Raw genomic sequence first — 12559 nt, forward strand, 5'->3', positions numbered from 1 at the left:
TTATTTTCCTTGGTCTGTCAGTGATGGGGCGAGAGTTTGCAAGGCTTGACCACCCAGCAAAAATGCCAGCGTACTGCTGGTCTGGCTGAGATCGGCCGTCAAACGTGCCAGTTCCAGCTTGAGTGCCAGTTCATCGCTGGCAGCATTGATCACATCACTGAACTGCGCAGTGTTATTCTGATAGCCGCGTTCCACGGCTTGGGTCCTTTCTTTCGCCTGTGGCAGCAAGCTGTTCTGATAACGTTCCAACCGCTCGGTCTGACTCTGTCTGTCGGCCAGCAAGGCATTGACCCTGGCGTTCATCTGAGCCAGGAGCAGGTCTTTCTGAGATTTGGCTGCGCCAACCTGATAGTGGGCAGCGGCGCGGTTTCTGTCCTGACGGTTGTCCGTAAACAGCGGGAGATCCACCGTCAGATAAGCACTGAGCAGATCCGAAGCCGGTTCGCCTCGCATATTATTGGCCTGCCGGTAGCCGTACATGACTTCCACGGCAAACTGAGGCTTGTAAGCTTCGCCAGCGATATCTGCCTGAGTCTGACTGGCTGAAATCACCGCTTCAGTCATTGCCACCATGGGGTGCTGAGCCAGCAAAGCGTAAAACTGACTCGTGCCATTGTGCGACTTCAGCACAGCGTCCAGCGCGGCCCCGTCAAGCTGATAACCGGCAGCCAGTGAAGCATTCGCCGACAACCAGTCAGCTCCCAGCCATTCGGACATCTGCGACATCAATTTACGCTGGCTCTGCCGGTTGGCCTGAAGTTTATCGTCCAGCCGGCTCACCTGAAGCTGAGCCTGAAGCAAATCCTGAGCTTCACTTTTGCCAATTGCGTAATTGGTCTGGATAAAACCGGCCATTTCCGACATCAGGCGCTGATTTTCCCTTAACACGCGTTCGGCATATTGCTGATAGCCCAATTCAAGCCACAGTTGAGTAATGCTGTTGGCGACCTCCCTTTGCCGGGCCTGAATTTGCCAGTCCACGCCTTCCGCTTGCTGACGCACTTTTCTGGCCTGCAGCTCAAGCATGTCTCCGCGCTCGAACTGCTGCATCAACCCGACAGAAATATTGGTCATGGGATCGTCATCAAACTGAAAGCTGTCCACCGGCAAACCGCCGACACCGACTTTCAGTTTGGGATCCATTTGAGTGGCACTGGCGACGGCCGTTTCACGTAGCGCACTGGACTGCGCCGCGAGCTGCGCCTGACTGGCGTCATTGCGTACAGCCAGCGCGATCAAGGTTTGTAACGATGCGGGCTGAACTTCCTTGTGGGCGGAAACGTCCAGCGTCTCTGCTGCCCAGACCGGAAACTGCCATGCCGGGTACAGCCAGGCGGCACTGAGACTCAGCGCCAAAGCATGCATATGTTTTTTCACCATAACATCCATTCTGTTTGCTGCCGGAAAGCGGCAGAAAAACGAGACTCACCGTCAGTTCGCGGTGAGACAACTTACGAAGAATGGATTCAGGCGATGGGAGGACGGTAAAGGGACTGGGAAGTGTAAACCACAGAGACGATGCTCTCTGCCGGTCTCAAAGCTAGCTGGCTATTAAGAGAAAAAGGCTGATGCTGAACGGGCAGCACAAAGGCTGTACTACAGGTTGCGGTACAACAGGTGTGAGCCATGGTCATGTCATGATCGCAACCGGGTGGCTGCTGCGCGCTGTGTTCTGAGTGCTCATTGTCAGCCATGTGAGACATACCGGCACAGTGATGTTCAGCCGGTATCATGCTGTCACTTATCATACTGAAAGTCATTAAAGGCGTGCTATTGACCACACCCGATACTATAAGTACCAGTGAAGTCAATAAGGTTAACCAGATTGTCCGACGTGATTTCCGACGCATAACCAGCCTATGAATATCTGAACGCCTACAGCCTAAAGCTTTCCCCTAGGGGAAGGTCAATACTGATGGACTCCTCTAATAAAAAAAATGATACCTGTGACAAAAAAAGTCAATCACGCCACATGGCTACTACGCCCTTTTTTCGCGCATTCTTACCCTTGCAACAAATGCCGCGCCAGCCTGGTCATACTAAAGAGAGTGTTGCTACCGGATTTCAACTGATGCGCAGATGGTCGGTTCCTACCTGGATACTTGTCGCCACAGGGCTGTTGCTCAATATCGTCTCGGCCTTGATGACCAACTTTTATATCGACGGTGCCACGGTTGATGCCAACCAGCTCGTCCAGCAGCAAAACAATAATGAAAAGCTCATCAGCCTGACCTGGCAGCAGATTGAAGGGATAGAACGAAAGCGGGAGTTAGTGCTGAACTTGGTGTCGCTCAGTGAGCTAAGCGGCGCGCCACTGCCCGCCCCGGTTCAGCAGGAAATACAAGATCAACTGGCGCCCTTGCACAATGCGACATTTGCCGGTCTGGCAACAGACAAGCTGACAGGGCTCATGGCTGCCTTCAGTACCGAGCAAGAGTTGCTCAGAGAAAAGATCAATCAGCTCTTTATCGATAATCTCTCACTGGCCGATAAGCACACCCGCCTGATGGCGCACATTTCCGGCTTAAGAAACCTCGCGCTATTTCTGCAGATCATCGGGCTGGCGCTGATTTTAGCCAGAGATCTCAGCCGTCGGCAGGATCTGTCCCGATAGCATGAAGCCTGCCTACCGCAGAGGCAGACAGGCTTTCAAATCAATCAACCTTAGTTGAACCAAAGCCTCAGCTCAGCCAGATCCTTGCCAGCAAGCCCGGCGGTGTGGTGATGCCACTGGTGATAAAGGTAACCTTACCATCGCGGACGATAAACACAGTCGGCGTAAACGCCACCCCCCATTCACGGCCCAGCACATTTTTTTCGTCATTCACATTCTGAAAACCCAGCCCTTTGTTGGCAAAATACTGCTGCAGCTTTTGATCAGAACCGGACGTCAAAGAAATCCCGACCGTTGGATAATACTGACTCAGCCAGTTGACACTCGGGGTGACAAAGCGGCAGACGCCGCACCAGGTCGCCCAGAAATACACAATCACAGGCTGCTCTTTACTGAGCACCGCAATATCAACCGCCTCACCCTGTATATCAGGCGCTTTCAGGGTAAAAGGCGTGTCATCCGGCACAGACTGACTTCGCCAGAGATCAACCCCCACTGAAACCACCGTCAGCAGCACAGTGAAAAAGAGGATCTCTCTGAGCCACTTTTTCCACTTTCCCGTGTGCCTTTTGTGCTCTTCACTCATTGATTTATCCTCCCTGAGCCTGTTGAATCGCAAGCATCACATCCTCGCTGGTGTAAATCACAGGTAACGCGATACCCTGAGGGGCACCCGGTCCGTAAACAATATTAAATGGCACACCGAACCTTCCATTGGCCTGCAAATAGGCGGTCACTGCATCGTTAGGAATTGTCCAGTCTCCCTGCATGCGCACCAGATCGGGTTGCTGAATCGCGTCATAAACCGGTTGCTGCAGCAGGACGCGGACCTTGTTGGCTTTACAGGTGATGCACCAGTCTGCGGTCACATCCACAAACACAGTTTTCCCCTGCGCAACCTGCTTACCGATGTCAGCAGCAAACAGCGGCTGCCAGCTTGGCTCAGGTGGCAAAGGTGTCGCCCACTTTTCAGCCGTCAGACTAGCTGTTAGCAGGACAACCGCGCTGATCATCATAAACACGCTGCCCAGCACGCCCACAGGCTTGGCGCCAAACACTTTGACGGATCGCCAGACAATCAGGCTCATCCCCGCAATGCCTGCCAGCCACAGCGACCAGATCGGCCAGTGTGGGGCCAGCAGCGTCAGCAGCCATAGTGTTGTCGCCAGCATCATGATCCCGAACAGGACTTTCATTTTGCCCATCCAGACACCCGGCTTAGGTAACCATCGCACCATAAACGGGAACAGCGCAATCGCCATCCAGGGCAGTGCCATTCCCAGCCCCAGGCCGGTAAAGATCACGGCCAGATTGCCGACACTGCCCGCCAGGGCGAAGGCGACCGCCGTACCGAGAAATGGCGCAGAACAGGGCGTGGCAAGAAAGGTGGCAAACATACCTTGCGCATAATGCCCGGCATAACCTTTGCCGCCTTGGGTGCCCAGCCAGGTACTGATGCCCGACGGCAGGCTGATGGTGAACAGCCCCAGCATATTGGCACCAAACATGAAGGTCACCAGTACCATCACGGCCAGAAAGGCCCCGCTCTGGAACTGTATCCCCCAGCCGATAGCCTGTCCGGACAGCTTCAGCGCCACCAGTGCCAGTGCAATCAGCCAGAATGCGCTGATGATCCCGCCGGCTGAGGCCAGAAACTGCAGGCGGATCTGCTGCTTTTCCTGCTTCTCGGCCGTCAGCACGGTAGAGAGTTTCATGCCCAGCACCGGCAGCACGCACGGCATGATATTGAGGATCAGTCCGCCCAGCAGCGCCAGGCCGAACATGACCAGTAAGCTGTGGCCTGCCTGAGCGGTAACGATACCGCTTTGCACCTGTAGGCTGTGTTCAGACAACACCGCATCATCTGTCACAGTCACAGTAAGCGACTGCTGTTCGAGATCCGGCTGACCGAACCAGCTCGACACGCCTATCTGCGCCGTCAGGGTGCTCCCCTCAATACTGATGTCCGGCCGCGAGAAATGGCTGTCTCTGACCGCCTCGGCATCACCATCAATAAACAGATCAGGTTTGACCCAGCCCTGCTCGTTGCTCAAAACTACCTGCAGTTTGCTTTGCTCTGCATCCCAGATCGCTGATTTGATCTCAGCCAGCGAAGAGGCTTGCGGCACAGTGCTTAACGCTTGTGCATAGCGGCGCATGTCAGTCTCTGAAGGCGTCAGCTCTGAGGGAATAAAAGATAAATCAATCGGATAGTCGGTGATCACACAAACCGTCGAGCACGAAGACAGGCTGAGAGTAGCCAGCAGAATCACAGGCTGAGAAAAATCCTCCACCCTGATGGTCATCGGAAAAATAACATTCTCAGCATAGCCTATGGTTTCCACACCGAGTACGTCATACCGCTGCGGTACCGGCCACTGCCAGTCCAGTTCGGCAATATTCGCCGAATCCTGCCAGTTGATGCTGGGTACCACGCCCCCTTCACCGGGTGATCGCCAGTAGGTTTTCCAGCCCGGCTGCAAGCGCACTTCCAGATAACCGGCTACTGTCCCTGCAACAGCATCTGTCTGTCCGGTTAACACAAAGCGTGTTTCAACCGGCGGATGATTGGGGTCGCTCAGCCAGCCCGTGCTGACAACTGATGCCTGGGCCACAGACATAAATAACAGGCACAGCCATAACCCGCTGCTGGTCAGCCATTTGATGGTCAATCGTAAATTCTTTTGCATTGTCTTTCCTAAGTAATAAACACACAGATTTTTTGGCATCACGCCAGATGCTATGTGTGTTATTCCCGGAAAATACAAAGCGTTAAATGAATGCGCCTTTTAGGGACTTTAGGCTCACGAGACGGAGGCGGAGAGAGACAGCCCGCACCGAGCAGGCCTGCAAGCAACAGTGTCAGTAGCAGAATGGGGATCAGAAAGAGCGTATCAAGCTGCTGATATTTCACCTGTAGCAGTTGTTCCGACAAATCACACTCAGAGGAATCTGCCGACGCTTGAGGCTCAGCCCGTTCACTGGCAGAGAAGATTTGCACAGCCTCGACAGACTGACTCGGACAGAGCGCCAGCAGAGCCGTGTTTTTCGACAGACACACGAACACCACCCAGACCGTTAACAGTAGCGCCCAGTGTGCTAAGGAATGTCGTCGCAAGAAATGCTGCATGATTGGCTGTCTGTCTCGTACCCTGATCCGTAATTATGAGATGCGCTGACTTAGGTTTCAGCATCATCCACAGGAAAGTACCACGAAATAACGCCAGGGTAACCCACAGAGTGTTACCAGGCATGTCCGGCTGCTGCTTACATCGCCATATGGCCCATTCCGCTCTCTTCTTTCGGGTTATTGCCGTATTCATTCGGACCGGGCTGGCCCTCTCTGGCAAAGAAAAAGAGCAGAATAACGAAACCCAAGACCGGGATCAGACTCAGCAACATCCACCAGCCTGATTTGCCGATGTCATGCAGGCGCCGCACCCCTACCGCAACCGAAGGGATCAGTACCGCCAGCGAATACACACCGCCCAGTAAGCCTGTCCCCTCGCCAGTGCCCGGCGTATTGAGCAAATTATCTGCTATGCCCAGCGCCAGAGTAATGACCAGGTTGATCAAAAAGAAATACCAGTACTCCTGTCGCTGCGCGCGACCTGAAAACACCGCGTACTTTCTGAGTGCGTATAAATACCAGTTCATGCTCAATCCCTTAGGTTGAAGGCTGTCAGGTAAATTTCTGCAGGTGACCAGGGTCAGTTACACTCAAGTATAGAGTCAGATCACAAAATTATAGTTTTTCTCTTCTGATAATAAGGAAAGCGATAGGGTTCACACCTGTTAACAGAAGTACCGCCAGGCAGCAAAAGCTGAGATCAAGCGCAAAGTCTGTTTGCTGTTACGCGCTACACTCAAAGTATCTTCATGATTCATAAATAAAAGCATCAGACTCCTCAACTATTCGCCTACGAGCAAGGGCAACTATGACGGACAACTACCAGCAACTGCTCCAACAGCTTGGCACCCTACTTGATGCCGAGCAGATCATCACAGATGAAGCCAAGCGCCTTGCCTATGGCACCGATGCCAGCTTCTACCGCCTGATCCCAAAGATAGTGCTTCGCCTGCACAATCAGAATGAAGTCATTGAGGTTATTCGCGCCTGTGCTGAACTGAGCATTCCCTACACCTACCGTGCAGCAGGCACCAGCTTGTCGGGACAGGCAGTCTCTGATTCGGTACTGATCACCCTCAGCGATCAGTGGCGAGGCCATCACATTGAAGATGACGGGCTGAAAATTACCCTGCAACCCGGTGTTATCGGCGCGGATGCTAACCGCTATCTGGCCCCTTACGGACGCAAGATCGGGCCGGATCCCGCTTCGATCAACACCTGTAAAATTGGCGGGATCGCGGCCAACAATGCCAGCGGTATGTGCTGCGGTACGGCGCAGAACTCCTATCGCACCGTAGACGGTATGACGGTTGTCCTGACCGATGGCACGGTACTGAACACCCGCGATGAAGAGAGTAAAGCCGCCTTTCGCCGCAGCCATGCCTCATTGCTCCGCGATTTGTCTGAACTGAAAAAAGACGTCGACACTCACCCGGCTCTGAAAGAAAAAATTCAGCATAAATACCGGCTGAAAAACACCACAGGTTACGCGCTGAATGCACTGACCGATTTCAGTGATCCTATTGATATTCTTGAACACCTGATGATCGGCTCGGAAGGCACGCTGGGCTTTATCGCCGACATTACCTACAAGACGGTTATCGAGCACCCTCACAAAGCTTCTGCTTTACTGGTTTTCAGCAATATCGAGCACGCGAGCGAAGCGACCTCAGTGCTTGCCACTACCCCTGTCTCCGCCGTCGAAATGATGGACGGCCGCGCGATGCGCTCTGTTGCCGATAAAGCCGGTATGCCCGATTTTATCGCCCATCTGGATCTGGAAGCCGCCGCCTTGCTGGTTGAAAGCCGGGCAGGTACGCACGACGAACTGCTCAGTCAGTGCGACACCATCATGGCCAGTTTGTCGGCGTTTACCGTCATCGAATCTGTGCCCTTCACCTCTGAGCCGGCCACTGTCAATACCCTGTGGGCGATCCGCAAAGGTATGTTCCCCGCCGTGGGAGCAGTACGGGAAACCGGCACCACTGTCATCATTGAAGATGTCGCTTTCCCTGTTGCAGATCTGGCTAAAGGTGTTCGTGATTTACAGGCCTTATTTGCGCAGTTCCGGTATCACGAAGCCATCATTTTCGGCCATGCGCTGGAAGGTAACCTGCACTTTGTGTTCACCCAGGGGTTTGATGCTCAGAGTGAAATCGACCGTTACGGTGCCTTTATGGATGCTGTCGCCGAGTTGGTGGCCGTCAAATATCAGGGCTCGCTGAAAGCCGAACATGGCACCGGCCGCAACATGGCACCTTACGTCGAGCTGGAATGGGGCCAAAAAGGCTACCAGCTGATGCAGCGCATCAAGCGGCTGTTCGATCCGCAAGGGCTGCTGAATCCCGGGGTGATCATCAATGACGATCCGCATGCCCATATTCGCCACCTGAAACCCATGCCTGCGGCCGACGATCTGGTGGATCGCTGCATTGAATGCGGCTTTTGCGAACCTGTCTGTCCGTCGCGGACGCTGTCTTTATCCCCGCGCCAGCGCATTGTGTTATACCGTGAGCTACAGCATCGCCGTCGCAGCGGTCACACCGCCGGCGCAAAAGCGCTGGAAGCTGTCTTTCAGTATCAGGGCATTGATACCTGTGCGGCCACAGGGCTGTGTGCCGAGCGCTGCCCGGTGGGCATTAACACAGGGGATCTGATCAAAAAACTGCGTACCGACAAGTATCAGCGCTTTGCGCCGATTGCTCGCTGGACCGCGGATCACTTCGCCACCACGACCCGCTTAGTGAAAACCGGTCTGGGTGTGGCGCAGTCTGCCCAGTCTCTGCTGGGTGAGCGCCGAATGACAGCGATCAGCCACACTGCCAGACGCTGGAGCCACAACAGCACACCGCAATGGCTGCCAGAGTTGCCGACAGTCAACCGCCATCAGTTAACTGAAACCGGCAGCAGCCCGGTACACGGCGAGAAAAAAGTGGTGTACCTGCCTTCCTGTGCCAGCCGCACTATGGGGCAGCAGCCAGATAATCCCGACCAGCGCCCGCTCACAGAAGTGACAATGTCACTGATTACCAAGGCAGGGTTTGATGTTGTTATCCCTCCGGCCGTCAACGAGCTCTGCTGTGGTATGCCCTACGACAGCAAAGGGATGACAGAGCCTGCGGCGCAAAAAAGCCAGCAGCTGGAAGACGCGCTCTGGCAGGCCAGTGAACAGGGCAAATACCCGATTTTGATTGATGCCAGCCCCTGCGCCAAACGCAGCGTGGAAAGTTTCAGCCGGCTGATGAATATTGTCGAGCCTGTTGGCCTGGTGCTGCATTACCTGCTGCCTCACCTGGAGCTGAAACGCCAGCATGACACTGTGATGCTGCATATCACGTGCAGCAGCCGCAAAATGGGGCTAGAAGATGACATGCTGGAACTGGCCAGAGCCTGTGTCAGCACTGTGATCGTGCCGGAGCACATTCAGTGCTGTGGCTGGGCGGGCGATAAAGGATTTAGTGTCCCTGAGCTGAATGCTGCCTCGCTGGAACCCTTGAAAGCTCAGGTTCCGCCAGACTGCCGGCGTGGTTTCAGCAACAGCCGTACCTGCGAAATCGGCCTCTCGCACCACAGTGGCATACCTTATCAATCTATTTTATATCTGGTAGATGAAGTGGCCCGTTAGCGCACACCCTTAGTACACAAAGGGTGAGTGCACAATGAGTCACAGGCCAGCCACTACACTGGCCTGCAATATTGTTATCTCGCGCCCAGATCTCAGCATTAAGACAGTAAAAGCCAGCCGCTGACACTACTATAAAAAAGCCTTTAGGTCTTACACAGTACGAAAAAACCCGCCAGTAATTTTACTTGGCGGGTTTCTTATTTTCATTTAATTTCAATATCTTGCGTTATTTTCGCATTTTTAGCTGGCCTTAATACTGTAACCGTCATTCGCGTTAGCGACCTGAAAAAAGCTGACCTGCTCAACCACTTCCTGGCTGACACGGTGCATGCCATCGCTGCATTGTACCGTTTCAGAAGCAATAGATGAGGTCTTATCCGACAGCGCCTGCACCGTATGAATATTCTGGCTGATATCAGCAGCCACCGCGCTCTGCTCTTCCGCTGCCGTCGCAATCTGCTGGGTCTGCTCATTGACCTGATTGATCATGTTCATGATGTCTGCCAGTAACTGATTGGTTTCAGACATCCTCGCTTCGGCCTGATCGGCCTCTGTGGTGCTGTCTGCCATCATGTCCACCGCGCTGCTGCAGGCTTGTTGCAGCTGAGCCAGCATCTGCTCAATTTCATTGACAGAAGATTGTGAGCGCTGCGCCAGGCCGCGCACTTCATCGGCCACCACGGCAAAGCCTCGTCCCTGCTCACCGGCACGGGCTGCTTCAATCGCCGCGTTCAGGGCCAGCAGATTGGTCTGTTCGGCAATACCGCGTATCACTTCCAGAATACTTTCAATTTTACGGGATTCGCCGTGCAGCTCGTTAACAACGCCGGAGGTATCTTGCAGGGTGGCAACCAGCCGCTGAACCACCGACTGGGTGTGCTCAGAAGATTCAATGCCCCTTTCCGCCAGCTCCATCATCTGATCGGATGCTCTGGCTGAATCAGAGGTATTGACCGCAATACTCTTACTGGTTGTCGAAAGCTCTTCAATCGCCGTTACGGCCTGAATGGTATGCTCTGATACCTCACCCGCCGCAACCTGAATATTGTTATTGGCATCTTGTAAAATACGGCTGTTCTCGGTCACCAGTGTGCTGGAACGCACTATACCTGCAACTGTACTGTTCAGACGGTTGACTGTGCTGTCAATCGCGCTGCTCAGCTGGGCCACTTCGTCTGTCCCTTTCACATTAGACAATACATCCAGATGACCGCTGGCCAGGGCTTCTGCCGTTGCTTTCACCCGGCTGATACCGCCAACCAGACCTCGCGCAATCCAGTGACTCAGCACAAACGCAATCAGTACCGCCAGGATAATTGAGACATAAAAAACGGTATTGGCGGTTTTAATCGACTGCAAGGTATCCTGATTGGCCTGAATCGCCATCTGCGCGCTGGCCTGCTGAATTTTATCGAACTGCTGGTTCAGGGCCTGATAGCTGTCAACAAATGCCCGGAACACCGGATAAGGTGCCTGATGGTCAGGTGCGGACTCCATGTCCGACACAAACTGATGCGTATTGGCCTGATAGGTCGACAATTTTTGCTCAAAGTCCGCCAGCAGTTGAGGATCACCGTTGTAGTCTTTCTTAAGCTCTTTTACCAATTCTGGGGTGATCGCGCTGTTTTTATCGACAATCGCATTAAATTCAGGCACTTGTTCATACAAACCCAGAAGATACACCACCTGCAGACCCCGCACGTTACCGATAATATCGGCTTGCGCCTGGCGAATCTGGCTGATCAATTGCGATACTTTGTAGTTATGCTGGTAAAACTCACTGAAATTGCTGCCAATGCGGTCATTGGCTGATTTAATGAATAACATTGCAATCACGAACATCAGTGAGACTGCACCACCTAAAACCAGAATTTTATTGCGGATAGAGAAATGACTAAGCTGCATTGACGCGCCCCAAACAACGATTTGATGTAATTTTGTCCTCACTATTCACAAAAAGAAAAATAAAGGCAAATAAATGCCACAAGGGAATGACAGAATGCCACTCGAGCTCAAATTTTTGCATAAATAATACAAATATATTTAATTCTGACTTGCAAGTCAGCAAAAGCCCTGCCTGAAAAATTTCGTGCTCCGAAGAATAAATATTCACTGTTCAGGCAAAGAAAAAGCCGCAGCTTCTGCGGCTTCATTCGCTTGGGTTATGAGCTGAGATTCTGCCGTTTACGGCGACGTATCATGGCAATGCCGGCCAGCGCCGCCCCCAGAATGGCGACACTGGCAGGTTCTGGTACCGGTACTTCAGTCAGTGCAGAGATATTGGCCTGAATGAAAGCCTGATTGGTGCTTTGCTCAACGGTTTCAAACCGATCAGCAAATAGGCCGTTGACCAGAAAACCCTGAATGTTCACCGTATACATGATGCCGTTAACGGTAGTGACATCCGTGAACTGCGAGGTGGATACCGTAATGATGTCCGCACAGCCGTTCACGTTCACCCCAACGCCATTCGCTTCCCCGTTCGCGCAGGGATCCGCGCTATTGCTGGTCTCGTTATGGGTAAAGTTAAACACAAACTGCACATCAACCGGCGTTCCGCCGTCAATAGACACGGTTGTGCTCAGCTGCAAATCGACACTTTGCAGACTGGCCCCGGTGCTCAGAATGACATTATTTAAATGGGTAAAAGTCCCCAGCTGAAAATCATCGCTGGTGCCGGTATCTGTATCAAACGTGGTGTCGAAGCTGGCTGCAGAGGCAAAATCATAGCCGCTCTGCGGACCCGAAGACGGCGATGGCAGCCCCCAGCGTAACATAGGGTTATCCGTCGCATTGCCGATCGTCACTGGCTGGCCACTGCCAGAATCCGCCACGGCGTTAACCCAGGAACCCGTAAATGCGCCAAACTCCACAGTGACTAATGCGGCATTAACATGAGCACTGGCCAGCATCGCCAGGCTGAACATCGTTATTTTTGTCACAGGTTTCATTACACACCCCCAACCCAACTTTATTGTCGTTTTTGTGTTCGTGCAGGAGTGTTTCAAGTTCTGTGCCATCGCAGCCTGAACAAAAGACAGCGCAGTCAGCAAAGCCGGACATTTCAGAAAATTATCGCAATAAATCAAGGCTATAACGCTAACAAAGCTGTATGGGGATTTTTCGGCTAATGTTGCGTTTTTTTCTGACTTGCTTGCCCAGAACCCTTGACGTCTTGCTGTGTAAAAAA

9 protein-coding genes are annotated in these 12559 nt (G+C 53.1%); 2 read left to right on the top strand and 7 right to left on the bottom strand.

Translation table 11 applies throughout. From position 1 onward, the window contains the following. Nucleotides 1-1377, bottom strand: a complete 1377-nt coding sequence (locus tag H511_RS23665) for a TolC family protein (RefSeq protein WP_248616617.1) — start codon at nt 1375-1377, stop codon at nt 1-3. A 694-nt stretch (nt 1378-2071) separates the two neighbouring features. Here H511_RS23665 and H511_RS0116210 point away from each other — a divergent pair. Next, nucleotides 2072-2614 (top strand): hypothetical protein, encoded by a 543-nt coding sequence (locus tag H511_RS0116210; protein WP_036759904.1) that lies wholly within the window; start codon nt 2072-2074, stop codon nt 2612-2614. 67 nt (nt 2615-2681) lie between these two features. Here H511_RS0116210 and H511_RS0116215 read toward each other — a convergent pair whose 3' ends face one another. From H511_RS0116215 to H511_RS0116230, 4 genes are all read right to left on the bottom strand, one after another. Next, nucleotides 2682-3200, bottom strand: a complete 519-nt coding sequence (locus tag H511_RS0116215; RefSeq protein WP_027253250.1) for a protein disulfide oxidoreductase — start codon at nt 3198-3200, stop codon at nt 2682-2684. 4 nt (nt 3201-3204) lie between these two features. Beyond that, nucleotides 3205-5304 carry a protein-disulfide reductase DsbD family protein gene (locus tag H511_RS0116220; RefSeq protein ID WP_051288275.1) on the bottom strand — a complete coding sequence of 700 codons (2100 nt, stop codon included), beginning with the start codon at nt 5302-5304 and terminating at the stop codon, nt 3205-3207. 59 nt (nt 5305-5363) lie between these two features. Beyond that, a complete protein-coding gene (locus tag H511_RS0116225; RefSeq protein ID WP_155804922.1) occupies nt 5364-5732 on the bottom strand; it encodes a hypothetical protein in 369 nt (122 codons plus the stop codon). Between the two features lie 149 nt (nt 5733-5881). Next, a complete protein-coding gene (locus H511_RS0116230) occupies nt 5882-6271 on the bottom strand; it encodes a DUF805 domain-containing protein (RefSeq protein ID WP_027253253.1) in 390 nt (129 codons plus the stop codon). A 281-nt stretch (nt 6272-6552) separates the two neighbouring features. Here H511_RS0116230 and H511_RS0116235 point away from each other — a divergent pair, with 281 nt between their 5' ends. Then, nucleotides 6553-9369, top strand: coding sequence for an FAD-binding and (Fe-S)-binding domain-containing protein (locus H511_RS0116235; protein WP_036759855.1), 2817 nt, complete (start codon nt 6553-6555; stop codon nt 9367-9369). A 240-nt stretch (nt 9370-9609) separates the two neighbouring features. Here the strand turns inward: H511_RS0116235 and H511_RS23670 are convergent, their stop codons facing one another. Together H511_RS23670 and H511_RS0116245 are read right to left on the bottom strand one after the other, a co-directional pair. Next, entirely contained in the window at nt 9610-11274 is a 1665-nt protein-coding gene (locus H511_RS23670; RefSeq protein ID WP_051288276.1) for a methyl-accepting chemotaxis protein, read from the bottom strand. A gap of 257 nt (nt 11275-11531) precedes the next feature. Then, nucleotides 11532-12320 carry a THxN family PEP-CTERM protein gene (locus H511_RS0116245; RefSeq protein ID WP_211225217.1) on the bottom strand — a complete coding sequence of 263 codons (789 nt, stop codon included), beginning with the start codon at nt 12318-12320 and terminating at the stop codon, nt 11532-11534. Nucleotides 12321-12559: the final 239 nt, after the last annotated feature.

This window comes from Photobacterium halotolerans DSM 18316, from assembly GCF_000425165.1.
Classification (GTDB): domain Bacteria; phylum Pseudomonadota; class Gammaproteobacteria; order Enterobacterales; family Vibrionaceae; genus Photobacterium; species Photobacterium halotolerans.